This is a genomic window from Xanthomonas sp. 3498 (assembly GCF_014199795.1).
Taxonomy (GTDB): Bacteria; Pseudomonadota; Gammaproteobacteria; order Xanthomonadales; family Xanthomonadaceae; genus Xanthomonas_A; species Xanthomonas_A rydalmerensis.
Genome location: NZ_JACHOH010000001.1, coordinates 1,151,887 through 1,170,017, shown reverse-complemented (window position 1 = coordinate 1,170,017; position 18,131 = coordinate 1,151,887). Strand labels below are relative to the sequence as shown.

The following is an 18,131-nucleotide window of genomic DNA, read 5'->3' as shown; positions in this document are numbered from 1 at the left end:
TGTCGCGACTGAAGCCGCTCCTACGAGTGCGTTGTCGTGGCTGGAGGTCTGCTCCAATCGCGGAAGGAAACGGGAAAATCCGATCTCGTATCCGTCACCGCAACACAGGCGCCGATCACCCCGCGCCGCGCACGACTTGGCATCAACGCACCGTCCGCGGCAACAGCTCCAACCCCTGGATCTCGCGAATCCCCAATCCCGGCGCCTCGCCAATCCGGATCTGCGCCTCGTCGAACTGCACCCCGCCGACCACCGGATCGAAGGCCCCCAGCGACGGCCCATCCAGGTCCACCTTGGTGATGACGTCCGCGCGCGCCACCGCCAGGTGCGCCGCCGCGGCCACGCCGACGCTCGATTCGAGCATGCAGCCGATCATGCACGGCACCCCGTACACCGCAGCGATGTCGGCGATGCGCAGCGCGTTGGACAGGCCGCCGGCCTTGACCAGCTTGATGTTGACGATGTCCGCCGCGCGCCGCTGCAGCAGCGCGATCGCCTGCGCCGGCGAGAACACACTTTCGTCGGCCATCACCGGGGTCTGCACCCGCTCGGTCACGTACTGCAGGCCGTCCACGTCGCCGGCCTTGACCGGCTGCTCCAGCAGTTCCAGCGTCACCCCGGCGCGCTCCAGCGCATGCATCGCCTGCACCGCCTGCTTCGGCGTCCAGCCCTGGTTGGCGTCCAGTCGCAGCTGCGCGCGCTTGCCGACCGCGGCATGGATCGCCTTGACCCGCGCGATGTCCTCGGCGAGATCGGTGCCGATCTTGATCTTCAGCGCCACGAAGCCGCGCGCCAGCGCCGACAGCGCGTCGGCCACCATCGTGTCCACGGCATTCACGCTGATGGTGAGGTCGGTGGTCAGCTGCGGGGTGCCGCCGCCGAGCAGGCGGTACAGCGGTGCGCCATGCTGCTGCGCCCACAGGTCGTGCACGGCGATCTCCATCGCTGCCTTGGCGCTGCTGTTGTGCTCCAGCGCGCCCTGGATCAGGCCGCGCAGGCGCTGCAGGTCGGCGATGTCCTCGCCGATCAGCCGCGGCGCCAGGCAGCGTTCGATCGCCGCGATGATCGAACCGTGCGTGTCGCCGGTGATCGGCGGGGTGGCCGGGGCGCTGCCGTGGCCGATCCGGCCGTCGTCGGTGTGGACCATGACCACCACGTCCTCGATCGCCTGCACGGTGCGCAGCGCGGTCTTGAACGGGGTCTTCAGCGGCACGCGCAGCATGCCCAGGCGGATCTCAGTGATCTTCATTCGGTCGTGGGCGCGCGCAGGCGCTGGATGCGGGTGATGCGGTCGATGAAGGGCGTGCCGTCGCCGAGCAGCAGCGGCTCCAGCGGCGTCACCGACACGCCATTGAGGCGCACGCGCTGCACCTGCCCGGCGGCGTCGCGGTAGCTGGCGCCGGCCACGTCGTGGATCACCCAGGTCTGGCCGTCCTCGTGGCCGATCACCAGCATCACGTGGCCAGGGATGTAGACCAGGTCGCCCACGCGCAGCCGTGCCAGCGCCTGCCGGCGCTGCGGCAGCGGGTCGGTCGCCACGTAGGGCACCGAAGCCAGGCTGGGACTGCGTGCCTGGTCGCCGGTGTTGCGCGGCAGGTCGATACCCAGGCTGCGGTGGAGGTCGACGACGAAGCCACTGCAGTCGCGTGCGTCGTAACTGTTGCCCCAACCGTAGCGTTCGCCGAGGAACTTGAAGGCCTGCTGCAGCAGCGACGGCGGCGTGGCGGGCAGCGGTGCCTCGGCGACGTCGGCACTGCGCGGTACCAGCGCGGGTACCAACTGCAGGCGTCCGTCGCGGTCGCGCAGCGGCAGCTGCACCACGTAGGCGGCCAGCGGCGACTGACCGTTGACCACCTGCCGCGGTGGCCAGTCGCGCAGCAGCGGCAGGGAACTGCCCATGTCCAGCGCCACCTGCGAGGCCGACGGTTGTTCCGGGGTGAACACGGTGGACGCGCGTGCGCCGGTGACCAGCAGCCGCGGCGTGCGCTGCGCGTATGCCAGCACGCTGGCACGGTCGCTCTCGGCGATGCGGTCGCGGGCGATCCAGGCGGCGTAGTTGTGCGCCAGCACGAACAGCCATTGCCCATCGGCGCTGGCGTGCAGGATCGCCACCGCGCTGCCCGGATACAGCACCGATTCCTGGAAGCGGTCGATATCGCGATCGTCGCGGTCGCTGAACACGCGCTCGGCGGTCGGGAAGCGCCGCAGGTCGGCGCGTTGCACCACCAGCGCGTAGTGCGGCTGCACCTGCGCCGGCAGCGCATCCAGCGCCAGCGCGCGCTGCAGCGCCTGCAGGCGCGCGGCGTCGAGCACAGCGCCTTGGGTATCGTAGAGCGTGCGTGTCGGTGGTGCCGACAGCGCCAGGATCTGCGCACGGACCTGCGCGGCGGGCAGTCGCGCCGGCAGTGCGGCCAGGTCGTGCATCGACGGATCGTCGCGCAGCAGGTGGGTATTGAACGCGGCGCGCTGCGTCGCCTCCAACAGCGGAGGCGACGCCGCCGGCAGCCGGGCGATCCAGTGCTCGGCCTGCAATTGCGCCGGCTGCGCCTGCAGCGGCATGGCGTCGCTGGCGCGTGCCGTTGCGAAGGCGCCGCTCGCCGCCGCGGCGAGCAACAGGCACAGGCCGCGCATCGTGATCATGGGATCCCACTGTCTGGAAAGAAGGCCGGCGCGTACTGCGCCGACGCCAGGATCTTCGATTCCCGGTTTTTCCCTGTCAAGGCGCTGCGTTGACAGGTTTTGCGAGCGCGTGTTACATCCGAATGCACAGGGGGCGCGTGGCGATGGCGCTGGGGAACGTGCAAGCACCGCACGGCAGCGCCGCGTCCGCTCGGCAACATGCAGGAACCCGCAACACGATGGCCGCGTGCCGTGCACGCGTCATCGCCGTGTGCGTGGACGCCAGGGACAGGCGCTTGGCTGTGGCCGCGCCCGCGGCGTTCGCGCCATTCATCCGCGCCATGCAGGAGAGCCGCGTGCCCATGCGAATCGTTCGTCGTCCTTTTCCCTTGCGTCCCGTACGCGTGGCGCTGGCCGCGCTGACGACGCTGGCCGCGGCCGTGTCGGCGGCGGCAGCAGCGCAGGAACAGGCGGCGACGCCGCGCGATCTCGATGCCGTGCTGGTCACCGGCTCGCGCATCGCCCGCGCGCAGGTGGAGGGCCCTGCGCCGGTCACCGTCATCACCGCCGAGGACATCCGCAAGCAGGGCTTCGGTACGGTGTGGGAATCGCTGGGCACGCTGACCCAGTTCAGCGGCAGCACCTTCAACGAAAGTGACCAGACCGGTAGCTCGCCCAACGGCCAGTACCTCAACCTGCGCGGGCTGGGGCCGGGCTACCAGCTGATCCTGCTCAATGGCAAGCGCATGGCCGATTATCCGCAGCCCTACGGCGCCAACGGCACCGCGGTCAGCCTGGGCAGCATTCCGGCGGCGGCGGTGGAGCGCATCGAGGTGATGAGCGGCGGCGCCTCGGCCATCTACGGCTCCGACGCGGTCGCCGGCGTGGTCAACATCATCACCAAGCGCGATTTCCAGGGCGACAGCCTGCGCGTGCGCGCCGGCACCACCACCCGTGGCGGCGGCGATAGCGGGCAACTGCAGTGGACCGGCGGGCGCCGCGGCGACGGCTGGAGTTTCACCTACGCCTTCGAGCGGCTGGATCGCGAACCCATCGTTGCCCGCCAGCGCGGCTTCATGGATTCCTACGACGACCATCCGGCCAACAAGGCCGATCCCAGCTCGCCCAATGTGTCCATCTCCGGTGTCTACCTGCGCCGCGGCAACACCTATCTGTGGCCGCAGGCGGGCACGCTGTCGACCTCGCCGCAGGCGCTGGCGGCGGCCTGCACCGCGACCAATCCGGCGTTCCGTCCGTACCGCACCAGCGACAGTCTGCCCGCGGCCAACCGCTGCGGCGCGTTCGACTACTACGCCGGGCGCTCGGTGCAGAACGGCTACGGCAAGACCTCTGCCTACCTGGCCGGCGATGCCGAGCTCGGCCAGGACGTCGTCGCCTACGCGCAACTGCTGGCCAATCGCTCGCAGGACAAGAGCTCCAGCCAGACCCACTACTACATCGGCGAGGGCGCGTTCACCACCTACGATCCGGACCTGGGGCTGGTCACCGCGCAGCGCATCTTCCTGCCGGACGAGGTCGGCGGCATCAAGACCATCGACTACGACGAGCGCAGCTGGAACCTCAACGCCGGCGTGCGCGGCAAGGCCCTCGACGGACGTTTCGACTGGGATGCCAGCGTGTCGCTGTCGCGCTACGACATCACCACCCGGCGCCCGCGTTTCCTCACCAACGCGGTGCGCGACTATTACCTCGGGCCGCTGCTGGGCTATCGCCCGGACGGCACCGAGATCCGCCGCGTGCGCACGGACCGGCTGTTCGCGCCCGGCAGCCCCGACTTGTACCAGCAGCTCACCACCGAGGTGGTCAGCCGCGGCGAATCGGCCACCGACCAGGCCCAGTTCGTGGTCAGCGGCGACCTGTTCGCGGTGCCGGCGGGCATGGTGCAGATCGCCGCCGTGCTGGAGGCGGCACGGCAGACCTACGACCTGCAGCCCGATCCGCGCACCACTGTCGACTACACCGGCAGCGAGCGCATCTACAACCTCACCCAGACCCCCGGCGGCGGCCCGCGCAAGCGCTACGCCGCCGGCCTGGAGCTGCGCGTGCCGATCGCCAGCCGGCTCAGCGCCACCCTGGCCGCGCGCTACGACGCCTACGACGACATCACCGCGGTCGATGGCGCGGCTACGTGGCAGGCCGGCCTGGAGTGGCGTCCGTTCGACACCCTGCTGCTGCGCGGCAGCCACGCCACCAGCTTCCGCGCGCCGGACCTGCTGTGGATCTACGCCGGCACCAGCGCCAACAACCCCACCGTGGTCGACGAATACCTGTGCCGCCGCGACGGCCTGGATCCGTTGTCGGCGGCCTGCGCGAGCGCGCACGAGTACCAGACCTTCTCCACCCAGGCGTCCAATCCGTCGCTGCGCGAGGAGACCGGCAAGTCGACCACGCTCGGCGCGGTGTGGGACGTGCTGCCGGCGCTGTCGCTGAGCCTGGATTACTACCGCATCGAACTCCAGGGCCGGGTCGAGGCCATTTCCAGCGAAACCCTGCTGGAGAACAACGCCAACTGCCTGCTCGGCCGCGACCGCGCCGGCGCCGCGGTGGACACCGCCTCGGCAGCCTGCCGGTTCTACCTGGATGCGGTCACGCGCAGCCCCGGCACCGACCTGACCAGCGAAGGCCAGATCACCGCCTTCAAGACCTTCCCCATCAACCAGTCGCTGATGCGCACCGACGGCATCGACGCCAGCCTGCGCTACGACCTGGACCTCGGCGCCTGGGGCACGCTCGGCCTGCAGGCCGGCCTGACCCGGGTGCTGCGGATGGAGGTGGCGCAGTTCGCCGGCGCGCGCCCGGTGGACGTGATGAACGACGTCGACTACCTGGCGTTCCGCACGCGCAGCAACTGGCGTGCGAACTGGAGCCGCGGCGACTGGTCGGCCAGCGTGTACGGCTACCGCTACGGCTCGCGGCCCGACTACGCCGAGCGCGGCCGAGTGGCGCCGTATCTGGTGTGGAACGTCGACCTCGCCAAGCAGATCACCGACAAGGCGACCGTCGGCCTGAGCGTGCTCAACCTGTTCGACGCGCTGCACCCGCGCGACGACACCTACACCACCTGGCCGTACTTCCCGCGGGTGTACAGCGCGATCGGGCGGCAGTGGTACGTCAACTTCAACTACCGCTTCTGAGCGCGCGCGTGGCCGTCGATGCGCGCTTGCACGCCGCCGCCGCGCCGATTGCGTACGCTTGTGCGTCCCCGACCAGGAAGTGTCCATGACCCGCGTTCCCGTGCCGTCCCTGTCCGCCGTGCGCCGGCTGCTGTTGCTGGTCACGCTCGCGTTGCTCGGGGCCTGCGCGCACGCGCCGCAGCGCAACCCGCTGGCCACCTGGGTGCCGTCGCCGAACTACGACGCGCGCCGGCCGATCCTGATCGTCATCCACTACACCGACCAGCACTCGGTGCAGCAGAGCCTGGACACGCTGCGCTCGCACAACAGCAAGGGCAAGGTCAGCGCGCACTACCTGATCGGCCGCGACGGCACGCGCTACCAACTGGTCGCCGACCTGGACCGCGCCTGGCATGGCGGCGCCGGGCGCTGGGGCAGCATCACCGACATCAATTCCGCGTCCATCGGCATCGAACTCGACAACGACGGCAAGACCCCGTTCGCGCCGCAACAGATCGACAGCCTGCTGGTGTTGCTGGAGGACCTGTGCACGCGCCTGCGCATCCCGCGCACCCAGGTGGTCGGGCACGAGGACTTCGCGCCGTCGCGCAAGGTCGACCCGGGCCCGCTGTTCCCGTGGAAGCAATTGGCCGAGTCCGGCTTCGGCCGCTGGCCGGCCGCCGACACGCCGCCGGCGCCGCCCGGCTTCGATCCGTGGCAGGCGCTGGCGCTGATCGGCTATCCGGTCGACGACCGCGCCGCCACCCTGCGCGCCTTCCATCACCACTACCGCGGCAACGACGCCACCGCCTTCGACGACGAAGACCTGCGCATCCTGTACGCGCTGACCCAGCCGCTGCTGGCGCGGCCGCAGCCGGTCCCGGCGATGGAACCGGACGCGTCCTGAGCCAGCGCGGTGTGGCGCCAGCGTCGGTCGCGGCGGCGGACACGCCTGTCACCTGGCGCCGCCGCGGTTCTTGGTAGCATCGCGCGCCAACGGACTCCAAAGGACGCAGTGCGATGAGGCGAGGAACCACGGCCCTGTGGGCGGCAACCTTCCTGCTGTTGGGCGGGTGCAAGGACAAGGCCGCCGATGCGCCGGCCGCGGCGCAGACCCCGGCCACCGCGAGCGCGCCCGCAACCGCAGCGCCTGCCGAGGCGAGCGCCGCGGCACAGCCGGCCGCCGCCGAGGTGCCGGCGCCGGGTCGGGTACTGGCCGACATCTACGGCGCCAAGGGCGACGGCTCGGCCTCCTACGCCATCGACAACGGCGCGGTGGCCAGCTTCTGGTACGGCTACCGCTTCGACCTCGGCGGCAAGCAGTACTACACCGGTTTCGCCGATGCCACCGGCGGCAAGTACGACAAGCCCGGGAGCCAGGCCGGCGACCAGGACCTGCCCGACCCGGCGGCCACCGTCAGCATCGGCCAGGCCACCTACGTGCTCGACAGCGCCGGCGGCAAGCCGACCTGGACCCTGTTCCACGCGCAGCGCTGGGCCGGCGATTTCGGGTCCGACGGCAAGGCCGACACCCTGGACGAACAGCGCAAGCCGCAGAGCACCGCCACCCAGGACGGCCACCTGCTGCTGGCGCTGCCGACCACCCGCTTCGCCGACGGCATCACCAGTGCCGGCTTCGCGATCTTCACCTTCGACCCGAACAAGAACGACCTGGGCGACTACAAGGGCTGGGTCTACCTGGGCACGGTCGCCGCCGGCGAGGACAACAGCGCCGCCTGCGACGACCAGGGCACCATGAAGTGCGCCACCAGCACCGGCACGCTGAGCTTCGTGCCGCCGGCCAGCGGCAGCGTGCCGTCGCTGCGGGTGGCCCTGCAGGGCACGGTGGTGGAGGGGCCTGGCAAGGTCCGCACGCTGGGCCCGGCCGATGCCGTCACCTACACCTACGACCCCGCCAAGCAACAGTACACCCCGCCGCTGGACCGCTGAACGGGCGGCGCGGGGAGGTGACGCTGCGCGCACGGCAGCGGTGGTTTCGGGCGTAGGACCTGGTTTAAGATGCGCCCCACGGGGCCTGATGATCAGGCGAGTCATTCGCGAGCGGCATGGGATGCTGCACTCGCCCGAAATGCCGGCGTGGATTGCCGGCGTGCGGTTCGCCATGCGCGACCGCCATCATTGCCCCTGCTCGGGGCCGGCGTGTTACGTCACCTTGTTCCGTCCGAAACCGCGCCTGCGGGGAGTGTTCGCGCTCCGCATCAGGCGTCGCGTCCGCGTCGTGCCTCGCCCATGCCTGGGCGGAAGCGGCGGCGGTGCGCGTCGGGACGTGCAGGTGGGTTCTTCCGGCTTCTTCACCGAATACAGGATGTTCTGGACATGTCGAACGACAACAAGCGCGCCGCTCCCGAAATGCCACCCGATGCGGGCAGCGTGCTGTACCTGATCTACGGCTGGGACGGCGATGGTGCCGTGTCCTACGAGATCGACAACGGCGCCGTGGTGAATTTCTGGGGCGGCCGGCATTTCGAACTGGACGGCAAGCGGTACTACACCGGTTTCAGTTATGCCACGCCGGGCCAGTACGGCATCGACGATGCGGAAACCTTCCCGAACCCGGGCGAGGGCGTTTCGCTCGGCGCCGCCACCTTCCAGCTGACCACCCCGGGCGGCGAGCGGCCGTGGATGGTGCTGCATGCGCAGCGCTACGTCGGCAGCTTCGGCGCCTATGCGCGTGCCGATGCGTTCGATACCACGCGCACCCCGCAGCAGCATGCGCTCGGCGATGGCCGCTTGCTGCTGGCCGTGCCCACCACCCGCTTCGGCAACGGCATCACCGAGGCCGGCTTCGCGTTGTTCGTGTTCGATCCGAACCGGCACGACCTCGGCGATTACCGCAGCTGGGTCTATTGCGGCACGGTGGCGGCCGGCGAGGACAACGAGGCGGTCAGCGACCCGGATGGCGTGGTGCCGCACGTGTCCAGCACCGGCACCCTGGAATTCCAGGCGGTGCCCGGCCAGCGCATGCCGGCGCTGCGGGTGGCGCTGCACGGCACCGCGATCGCCGGTCCCGGCCGCGCGCGCCTGCTCGATGGCAGCGACGTGCTGCGGTACGCCTATGACCCCGATAGCGGCCAATACCAGCCGGCGCCCGACGCATGACCCGACGGCGCGCGGCGGCGCGCCGATGGACGCAGCACCCGATGTTCCGCAGTACGCAATCGTTCTGTTGACCGCGCACTAACAAGCTCATGGACGAGCTCGGTTGACCCAGGCGGCCGCGATGGCCGTACCTCAACCTCAAGGAGTTACACGAGATGGCACGCGATACCACCAAGGCAGAGAATCTCGACATCATCGAGCGGGAAGCCAGGCAGCGGCAGATTCCGGTCGACGATTTCATGCGCTTCGCCTACATCGAAACCGGCGGCCGCTTCGACGAGCAGGCCAGTCGCGGTCCCAACAGCGCCAAGGGCCTGTTCCAGTTCACGCCCGGCGCCGCCAGCGCCTATGGCATCCGTGGCCGCGAACTCGACGCGGTGGCCAACACCGATGCCGCCGCGCGCATGTACCAGGACAACCGCAACAGCCTGACCCGCCAGCACGAGCGCGACGGCCGCGCCTACCTGTCCGGCAAGCCGCAGCCCGATGGCCTGGACATGTACATGGCGCACCAGCAGGGCGCCGGTGGCTACCGCTCGATCCAGGCCGCGATCGCCACCGGCCACTTCGAGCTCAAGGGCACCCGCGCCAACATCCTCAACAACGTGCCCGGCGAGAAGGACGCGCAGGGCGCGCGCCAGTTCCAGGCCTACACCGGCACCTCGCTGGCCGACTTCAAGAAGCTGTCCGACCAGGATATGGCCAAGGCTTTCGTGAAGTACTGGGACGCCAAGTACGACCACATCGCGATTCCGGAAAAGGGCATCAAGCCGATCGCCGAGGGCCAGGCTGCGCCGGCGCCCGCGCGCACGCCGGCAGCGGACGGCGGCAAGCAGGGCGGCCACGACGGCATCGCGCTGACCGCCGCCTACGATCTGGGCGTCAAGCACGACGACGTGCAGTACGCGATCAACGTCAAGAGCAGCAGGTACTACCACCCCGGCGTGGACGGCAAGCATCTGTCGCAGGGCTACATCGACTGTTCCGGCTGGGTGACCGAGCTGCAGAACGCGACGATGAACGAGATCAACCGCAAGGCCGGCCGCGACGTGTTCACCCAGAAGGACATGCTGGTGCAGGGCATGTCCGGCTCCGGCGAGATCGTCAAGAAGGCCTTCGACAGCTCCGGCGTGCTGCTGCAGGGCAAGGACGTGTTCAAGCCCGGCGCGCTGAAGGAAGGCATGGTCATCGGCGTGGATTCGGGCAAGACCGCGCACGAGCACTGGAAGGGCATCGACCACATCATGATGGTCGTGCGCGATCCCAAGAGCGGCGAGCTGCTGGTCAGCCAGTCCACCGGCAGCAAGGGCGTCAACACCATGCCGCTGGACGACTACCTGGCTACGCACCACAACGCCAAGCTGTTCGCCTCCGATCCGCTGGCCAAGGGCCGCGACCTGCTGCAGGACCGCCAGCAGACCCAGGCACAGACGCAGGGCACGCAGGAACCGCGCACGGCGCTGAAGCCGGGCGAGCAGGGCGCCGACGTCAAGGCGATGCAGCAACGCCTGATCGAACTGGGCGTCAAGGACGACCAGGGCAAGCTGCTCAGCGGCACCGGCTATTACGGCGAGCGCACCCAGCAAGTGGTCGCCAACCTGCAGCGCGAGAAGGGCCTGGCGCCCACCGGCATCGCCGACAAGGCGACCCTGGAGGCGATCGCCAGGCAGCCCGCGCCGGCCAAGGCCGATGCGGCGGCACTGGCCGACAACCCGCTGTACAAGCAGGCCATGGAGCACCTGCAGAAGCAGGGGCCCAACGGCGGCTTCAAGAGCGCCGAAGAGATGCAGCGCGTCGCCGGCCAGGTCGCGTTCGAGGCCAAGGTGAGCGGCATGCAGCGCATCGACGACCTGGTGCTCAGCGGCGACCGCCGCGGCCTGATCGCCGTGCAGCGCAATCCCGACAATCCGCACGACGTCAATCGCGCCTACGTGGACAAGCAGCAGGCCGCATCGGTGCCGCTGGAGCGCAGCCAGCAGCAGCTGGCCGCCGAAACCCAGCGGCAAGCGCAGGAACAGCCGCAGCAGCCGGATCCACAGCACGAGAAAACCCAGGCGCCGCGCTGACCGGTGTGTGCGGCAACGGCCGCCGTCGCGCACGTTGCGGCGGTGGTCGTGCATGGCGATGGCGGCGGCCACTGCCGTACATGCGCCGACGCGACATTGCCCAACGCCAGCCCAACGCGATCACCCACCATCGCGGCGTGCGATGGACAGCGTGCGCAATGATCGCTTAGAACCTCGCCTTTCCGCTCGCGCTAACGACAAGGACGCAATCCGACCATGGCCATCGCCAAGGCTTTCCAACGCTCTTCCCTGCTGCTGCTGTGCGTGGCCACTGCCGCCTGCAGTGCGCCGTCCTCCACGCCCAGCCAGGCGCAGGCACCGGCCGCTCCGGCTGCGGACGCCGCTACCGCGGCATCCCCTGCTGCCCCCCACGATGCCGGCACCCAGGCCGATGTGGGCACGGCCACGCCGGCCGCATCCGCTGCGGCGCCCAACCCTTCCACCGCTTCAGGAGATTCCCCCGTGTTGCGACCGTCCTACGACACCTGCATCACCGCCGCCGGCGGCGCCACCCCGGCGATGCTGCAGTGCATTTCCGACGAACATGCCTACCAGGACCAGCGCCTCAACACCGCCTACAAGGCGGCGATGGCCAAGCTCGGCGAGACCGAGCAGCACGCGCTGCGCGAGCGGCAGCGCAAGTGGATCGCCGAGCGCGACGAGAAGTGCGTCGCCGATCCGGACGGTGGCCAGGCCGAGCGTGTGGATGCGGCCGAGTGCCGCTTGGAAATGACCGCGCGCCGCGCCGACGAACTCGAAGCGCACTGATTCACCCCTGTATTGAACCCCGACGCGCGGCGTTTTCCACGCCGCGCGTCCAGCCAAGGAGATAGCGATGAGCGACAAGGATTGGGAACTGGGCCAGACTTCCAAGCATTACGAGACCGGCGGCCGCGGCGCGTCGACCGTGTCCTCCGGCGTCGACGACCCCGGCGGCGTGTCCTACGGCTCGTACCAGATGACCTCGCAGACGACGACCCGTGAGGGCAAGGTCATCAACGGCGGCACCGTCGCCGCCTTCGTCAAGGACAGCAAGTACAGCGACGACTTCGCCGGCCTCAAGCCGGGTTCGGACGCGTTCAGCGCCAAGTGGAAGGACCTGGCCAAGACCGACCCCGGCTTCGGCCAGGAACAGCACGACTACATCAAGCGCACCCACTTCGACAAATTGGTCGACCGGCTCAAGGACAAGGGCATGGACCTGTCCGACCGCGGCCCGGCGGTGCAGGACGCGATGTGGAGCACCGCGGTCCAGTACGGCCCCGGCAGCGACAAGAAGCCGGGCGGCTCCGGCGTGTTCCTGCGTGCGATGGAAGAAAAGTTCGGCAAGCAGGCCGACCTGTCGAAGATTTCCGACAAGGAGATCGTCAGCGCGGTGCAGGACTACAAGGCCGAGCACGTCAAGGAGCTGTTCCCGCGCGTGCACAAGCAGAAGACCCTGGATTCGCTGGAGAACCGCGCCGAGAACGAGAAGGCCGACCTGCTCAAGCTGGCCGACCTCGGCAAGACCGTGGCCAAGCCTGGCGAGCAGCGCGACGGGCACGCGGCGCCGAAGCCGCACGACGGCCAGCGCGAGCCGGCCGCGCATGGCGGCGTGCTCGCGCGCAATGCGCAGGGCGAGGCGGTGAAGGGCCTGCAGGAAAAGCTGGCCACGCTCGGCTACCTGGAGGCCAAGGATGCGATCGGCACCTACGGCCCCAAGACCGAAGCGGCGGTGGAGAAGTTCCAGCAGGACCAGCACCTGAAGGGCGTGGACGGCAAGGCCGGCCCGGAGACGCTGGCCGCGATCGACCGCAGCGTGCAGCGGCAGCAGGGCGTGGAGCAGCTGCGGCGCGACAGCCCGCTGTTCGACCAGGCGGTCGCGCAGCTGGAAAAGCAGGGCCCCAACGGTGGCTACGGCGACCGCGAGTCCATGCAGCGTGCGGCCGGGCAGTTGGCGTTCGAGGCCAAGGTCAGCGGCATGTCGCGCATCGACGACCTGGTCGCCAGCACCGATGGCCGTGGCATGATCGCGGTGCAGCGCAACCCGGAGAACGCGCACGACGTGCATCGCGCCTATGTCGATCGCCAGCAGGCGGCGACCGTGCCGCTGGAGCAGAGCCAGCAGCAACTGGCGGCCGAGACCCAGCGCCAGGCCCAGGAGCGGCAGGTGCAGGACCAGCAGCGCACCCAGACCCAGGCGCAGGCTCCCGGACGCTGACGCGCGCTGTGCAGGGCGGTCATCGGCATGCGCCGGTGGCCGCCGCGCATCGCGTGGTTCGCAGATCGTGCATCGACGGCTGCGTGTTGTGGCAGGACAGCGGCGACGGCCATGGCCTATGCTGCGCACATGCCGCATGACCGCCGCTCCCGCCACCGCTGTGCCTCGCGCCCCTGGCGCCGGCATGGCGCACTGCGCGCGGTAGGCCTGGCGCTCGCCCTCGTCGTCGCGCCCGTCGCGCTCGCCGCGGAACCGACCACCTCGCCGGCGACCACGCCGGCGCAGGCGGGACTGGTCGATGTGCACACGCTGGCGCCGGACATCGCGATGGACATCCGCTACGCCGGCCACGACAACTTCACCGGGCGTCCCGTGCCGGGTTACGACGCGCCCAAGTGCTATCTGCTGGCACCGGTTGCGAAGGCCTTGGCGCAGGTGCAACACGACCTGCAGGCCAAGGGCTACCGCCTGCAGGTGTTCGACTGCTATCGGCCGCAGCGATCGGTGCGCGCCTTCGTCGCCTGGGCGCGCGATCCGCAGGATCAGGTCGCCAAGGCGCGCTACTACCCCAAGCTGGAAAAAAGCGTGTTGCTGGGCGACTACATCGCCGAGCACTCCGGCCACAGCCGCGGCGCCACCGTCGACCTGGGCTTGCTGGACTGCCGCCAGGGCGCTTGCCGCGCGCTGGACATGGGCGCCGGCTTCGATTTCTTCGACCCCAGCGCACACACCGACACGCCGGCCATCGACGCCACCCAGCGCGCGCACCGTCAGCAACTGTTGAAGGCGATGGCCGCACGCGGCTTCGTCAACTATCCGATGGAATGGTGGCACTACACCTTCCAGCCCGAGCCCAGCCCCGGCGTCGCCTTCGACGTGCCGGTGCGCTAGCGGCACGCCACCCTCGCCACGGCCCCCCCCATGACCGGCACGCACCAGTTCGTCGACCTGCAATGCCCTTACTGCGGCGAATGGATCGATGTCGCGCTGGATCCGTCGGTGGACGTGCAGCAGTACGTCGAGGACTGCCAGGTGTGCTGCAAGCCGATGCTGATGACGGTGCGCTGGGACGAGGACGGTGCGCCAGTGGTGAGCGCGATCGCCGAAAACGCCAGTTGATCTGCGCGCCGGCTTGGCGCATCGCACGCCGAGGCGCGACACGCTCTAGACTTGCGTCCCTGCCGACCAAGGAATCCCGATGAACCTGCCGCTGCATTTCGGCCTGCTGGGCTCGCTGGAAGCCGGGCTGATCGCATTGGCGGTCGGCTTCCTGGTGTATGCGCTGTGGCAGTGGCTGGGCCGGCGGCTGGGCTGGTCCGAGGGCCAGCAACTGGGCGGCGCGTGCCTGATCGCGGTGGCGGTGTCGGCCGGCATCGACTGCTGGAACCTGTTCTACACCAGCATCGTGCGCCTGGAGTCGCCGCTGTACGCGCGCATCGCCCTGTCCACCATCCACGATCCGGACGAACTGGGCTCGCGCGTGGTGCTGGAAGTGGCCGGCGCGCTGTCCGGCGTGGCCCTGGCGTGGATCGTATTCAGGGCGCGTTCAAGCGAAAACGCCGGCGACGGCGGTCACGAAACACGCTGAAAAAGACGTTTTCTTTCTGCAATCCAAACGTCTCGAATGGACGCCTTACTGCGTGCTCACCAATCCCTAACCAGTGCGGTAGCGCGCTGCGTCGGCGCCGTGGTTAACGATCCGTTTTGCGGCAATTTTCGACAGGGAATGGATTCAGTCTGAGACCGGCACGGTAGCGCCGTGTTCCGGAATCGACCGGACATGTCACACCGAGAGAGCCAAGGAGAATCCACCCATGAACATTCGCACCCGCACCCCGCTGATCGGTACCGCCGCCATTCTCGCCGCCGCACTGGCCCTGCCGGCGTTCGCCCAGGACGCGCAGGCTGATGCCGCTGCGCAGGCGCAGACGCAGTCGTCGACCAGCGCCACCGGCCAGAGTGGGCAGGCCGGCGCGGCCTCGGGCGGCGGCCAAACCTGGGCCGACGTCGACGCCGACAAGGACGGCGCCATCAGCAAGCAGGAGGCGCAGGTCAACGCCGGCCTCAGCCAGATCTTCGCGCAGGCCGACGCCGACCATGACGGCAAGCTGACGCCGGACGAGTACAAGGCCTACGTCGCCAAGCAGCAGGGCGGCGCGGCGACCGGCAGCGACAGCAACGGCGGCCAGTAACGGGAGCGGTACCGGCATTGGCGGTTGCGTGGCGATGAGCACGCAACCGCCTCGCTGGGACCGAACCTCTGGTGCATCACCCGGGCGTCGTTGCAGCCAGACGCTCCACCACGACGGCGGCCCATGGCCGCCGTCGTGCGTTGTGCGGTGGAGCAGCGTGTCGGCTGCGGTCGGGACGCGCTGCTATGCTTGGCCGATGATGCCGACGCCCACTGCTTTGCGCGCTTCTCCCATCGCCCTGGTCGGTTTCGACGGCGACGACACGCTGTGGAAGAGCGAGGACTACTACCGCGACGCCGAAGCCGCGTTTGAAGCCATTCTCGGCCAGTATCTGGACCTGCAGGACGCCCGCACCCTGCAGCATCTGCTGGCGGTGGAGCGCCGCAACCTGGCGGTGTTCGGCTATGGGGTGAAGGGCATGACCCTGTCGATGATCGAGGCGGCAATCGAACTGACCGACGCCCGCATCGCTGCGCGCGACCTGCAGCGCATCGTCGAGATCGGCCGCGCCACCCTGCAGCATCCGGTGGAGGTGATCGATGGGGTGCGCGAGGCGGTGGCGGCGATCGCCGCCGAGTTCGAGATCGTGCTGATTACCAAGGGCGACCTGTTCCACCAGGAAGCCAAGATCGAACAATCCGGCCTGGGCGACCTGTTCCCGCGCATCGAGGTGGTGTCGGAGAAGGATCCGAAGACCTACGCCAAGGTGCTGTCCGAATTCGGCATCGGTGCCGAGCGCTTCGTGATGATCGGCAACTCGCTGCGGTCGGACGTGGAGCCGGTGATCGCGCTCGGCGGCTGGGGCATCCACACGCCGTACACCACCACTTGGGCGCACGAGGCCGAGCACGGCCTGTCCGCCGACGAACCGCGCCTGCGCGAAGTGGCCGCGGCCGCGGACTGGCCGCAGGCGGTGGCGGATCTCAACCGGCATGCGGCGAGCCTGCCGCGGGGCTGAGCGACTCCCCTGCCTGGCGACGTTGGCGTGCCCGCTTGATCGTGTCTCGTAGGAGCGGCTTCAGCCGCGACGAGGCCTTGCCGATACAGCCCGGTCGCGGCTGAAGCCGCTCCTACAAGCGCCGGCGATTGCGCCCCGTGGTTTTCTCTTGCTTGCTTTGAACGCTTTGTCGATTCCTGTGGTAGCCAGCCTCAGTCGATAACGCCCATGTCCACGCGCTGCCTCCGACAATGGCCTGTCGGTGAGCAGGCGGGGCGCGCTTGCGTCGATGCGCCGCGTGCGCGTCGCGGCGGTGGACACCATCATGCCCACAAGGCCGGTTGCCCTGCCACCGAGGCCGCGATGCGCACCTGTCGGTTGGTCTCCTCGGTAACGCGCGCTGACAGCGCCCGTCGCCTCCGGCAGAATCGGCGCATGCGCCTGCCTTCGTCTCCTGCCGCTCTGTTCCTGTGTGTCGTGCTGTGCGCTGCCGGCCCGGCCGTGGCGCAGGGCGCGGCGCCACCCGCGCGCGCAGTTGCCGCCGAAACCGCGGACGCCGCACCGGTGGAGGTGCCCGGCACCGACGATGCCTGGATCGATCGCCAATTGCTGGACATCGACCGCTACGCCGCGCGCTACCCCGACAGCTTCCTCGACGAGGTGGCGCGCTACGCGCAGATGCCGCATGGTTATGCCGAGGTCCTGCTGCGCGAGCGCCGCTGGCCGCCGCGCGATGTCTATGTCGCCGCGTTCCTGGCCAAGGCCGCGGGGCGGCCCTACCGCGAGGTGGTGCGCGCACGCACGGCCGCCGGCGCGCCGGCCGGCTGGGCGGCGGTGGCGACGGGACTGGACGCGCCGCCCGGCTCACTGGCCTACCGCACGCTGCGTCACGCCATTGTCGCCAGCTACGACCACTGGGACCGCCCGATCGTGCTGGATGCGCTGTTGCGCCGGCAACTGGGCGACCGCGCCGCACGCGACCGGGCCGCGGCGCAGCCCCAGGACGGGTCTACGCGTTCGCAGTAGGCCCACGGCAGTGCGACGGCACCGCCGCCGCCTGGATTCACGTCCACGTCGTGCGCATCCCTGCACTGCCACGCGCGGCGAGTGAGGATGCAGGCTTCACCAGCGGCGCGCTCCAACGCCAACCGGAGACCTAGCCCCTCTCCCTCTGGGAGTGGGGTTGGGGTGAGGGTCCGGCGCGAAGCACCTCACGCAGTGTGGGTGCACGAGGCTGCGCCCGTCCCCTCATCCGCCCCTGTGGGGCACCTTCTCCCGGCGGGAGAGGAGATAGCGGTGTCGTCCGCGCGCATAAAGAATCGCTGATGCTCAAGTCCCTCTCCCTCCGGGAGAGGGGTTGGGGTGAGGGTCGGGCGCGCAGCACCTCACGCAGTGTGGGAGCACGAGGCTGCGCCCGTCCCCTCATCCGCCCCTGCGGGGCACCTTCTCCCGGCGGGAGAAGGAGACAGCGGTGCCGTCCGCGCGCATAAAGAATGCTGATGCTCAAGCCCCTCTCCCTCCGGGAGAGGGGTTTGGGTGAGGGTCGGGCGCGCGGCGCCTCGCGCAGTTTGGGAGCACGAGGCTGCGCCCGTCCCCTCATCCGCCCCTGCGGGGCACCTTCTCCCGGCGGGAGAAGGAAAGAGCGGTGTCGTCCGCGCGCATAAAGAATCGCTGATGCTCAAGTCCCTCTCCCCCCGGGAGAGTGGTTGGGGTGAGGGTCGGGCGCGCAGCACCTCACGCAGTGTGGGTGCACGAGGCTACGCCAGTACCCTCATCCGCCCCTGTGGGGCACCATCTCCCGGCGGGAGAAGGAGACAGCGGTGTCGTCCGCGCGCATAAAGAATTGCTGATGCTCAAGCCCCT

General features: G+C 69.5%; 15 protein-coding genes. 13 read left to right on the top strand and 2 right to left on the bottom strand.

All coding sequences use genetic code 11. The features are described from left to right. Positions 1 to 142: 142 nt before the first annotated feature. Positions 143 to 1,249 carry a dipeptide epimerase gene (locus GGR66_RS04685; RefSeq protein ID WP_184447379.1) on the bottom strand — a complete coding sequence of 369 codons (1,107 nt, stop codon included), beginning with the start codon at positions 1,247 to 1,249 and terminating at the stop codon, positions 143 to 145. Continuing rightward, positions 1,246 to 2,640 carry an SH3 domain-containing protein gene (locus tag GGR66_RS04680; RefSeq protein ID WP_184447378.1) on the bottom strand — a complete coding sequence of 465 codons (1,395 nt, stop codon included), beginning with the start codon at positions 2,638 to 2,640 and terminating at the stop codon, positions 1,246 to 1,248. The genes GGR66_RS04685 and GGR66_RS04680 overlap by 4 nt, the downstream gene beginning before the upstream one ends. A gap of 341 nt (positions 2,641 to 2,981) precedes the next feature. Between GGR66_RS04680 and GGR66_RS04675 the strand changes: the two genes are divergently transcribed. From GGR66_RS04675 to GGR66_RS04615, 13 genes are all read left to right on the top strand, one after another. Then, entirely contained in the window at positions 2,982 to 5,774 is a 2,793-nt protein-coding gene (locus GGR66_RS04675; protein ID WP_184447478.1) for a TonB-dependent receptor, read from the top strand. An 85-nt stretch (positions 5,775 to 5,859) separates the two neighbouring features. Continuing rightward, a complete protein-coding gene (locus tag GGR66_RS04670) occupies positions 5,860 to 6,660 on the top strand; it encodes an N-acetylmuramoyl-L-alanine amidase (RefSeq protein WP_184447377.1) in 801 nt (266 codons plus the stop codon). 113 nt (positions 6,661 to 6,773) lie between these two features. After that, complete coding sequence (locus tag GGR66_RS04665; RefSeq protein ID WP_184447376.1) at positions 6,774 to 7,703, top strand: hypothetical protein; 930 nt, start codon at positions 6,774 to 6,776, stop codon at positions 7,701 to 7,703. Positions 7,704 to 8,090: 387 nt separating this feature from the next. Further along, entirely contained in the window at positions 8,091 to 8,873 is a 783-nt protein-coding gene (locus tag GGR66_RS04660; RefSeq protein WP_184447375.1) for a hypothetical protein, read from the top strand. Between the two features lie 155 nt (positions 8,874 to 9,028). Further along, complete coding sequence (locus GGR66_RS04655) at positions 9,029 to 10,939, top strand: XVIPCD domain-containing protein (RefSeq protein ID WP_184447374.1); 1,911 nt, start codon at positions 9,029 to 9,031, stop codon at positions 10,937 to 10,939. A 216-nt stretch (positions 10,940 to 11,155) separates the two neighbouring features. Continuing rightward, the gene (locus tag GGR66_RS21120; RefSeq protein ID WP_255421571.1) at positions 11,156 to 11,707 is read left to right on the top strand and encodes a lysozyme inhibitor LprI family protein; all 552 of its coding nucleotides are present in this window, start codon (positions 11,156 to 11,158) and stop codon (positions 11,705 to 11,707) included. A gap of 67 nt (positions 11,708 to 11,774) precedes the next feature. After that, positions 11,775 to 13,139 carry a peptidoglycan-binding domain-containing protein gene (locus GGR66_RS04645; protein ID WP_184447373.1) on the top strand — a complete coding sequence of 455 codons (1,365 nt, stop codon included), beginning with the start codon at positions 11,775 to 11,777 and terminating at the stop codon, positions 13,137 to 13,139. Between the two features lie 129 nt (positions 13,140 to 13,268). Further along, complete coding sequence (locus GGR66_RS04640; protein ID WP_255421570.1) at positions 13,269 to 14,030, top strand: M15 family metallopeptidase; 762 nt, start codon at positions 13,269 to 13,271, stop codon at positions 14,028 to 14,030. A 30-nt stretch (positions 14,031 to 14,060) separates the two neighbouring features. Continuing rightward, entirely contained in the window at positions 14,061 to 14,258 is a 198-nt protein-coding gene (locus GGR66_RS04635) for a CPXCG motif-containing cysteine-rich protein (protein WP_010340161.1), read from the top strand. A 79-nt stretch (positions 14,259 to 14,337) separates the two neighbouring features. Beyond that, complete coding sequence (locus tag GGR66_RS04630; RefSeq protein ID WP_160970968.1) at positions 14,338 to 14,727, top strand: hypothetical protein; 390 nt, start codon at positions 14,338 to 14,340, stop codon at positions 14,725 to 14,727. Between the two features lie 226 nt (positions 14,728 to 14,953). After that, positions 14,954 to 15,331, top strand: a complete 378-nt coding sequence (locus tag GGR66_RS04625; RefSeq protein ID WP_160970970.1) for an EF-hand domain-containing protein — start codon at positions 14,954 to 14,956, stop codon at positions 15,329 to 15,331. 199 nt (positions 15,332 to 15,530) lie between these two features. After that, the gene (locus GGR66_RS04620; RefSeq protein WP_184447372.1) at positions 15,531 to 16,289 is read left to right on the top strand and encodes an HAD family hydrolase; all 759 of its coding nucleotides are present in this window, start codon (positions 15,531 to 15,533) and stop codon (positions 16,287 to 16,289) included. Between the two features lie 414 nt (positions 16,290 to 16,703). Beyond that, entirely contained in the window at positions 16,704 to 17,294 is a 591-nt protein-coding gene (locus tag GGR66_RS04615) for a hypothetical protein (protein ID WP_221236324.1), read from the top strand. Positions 17,295 to 18,131: the final 837 nt, after the last annotated feature.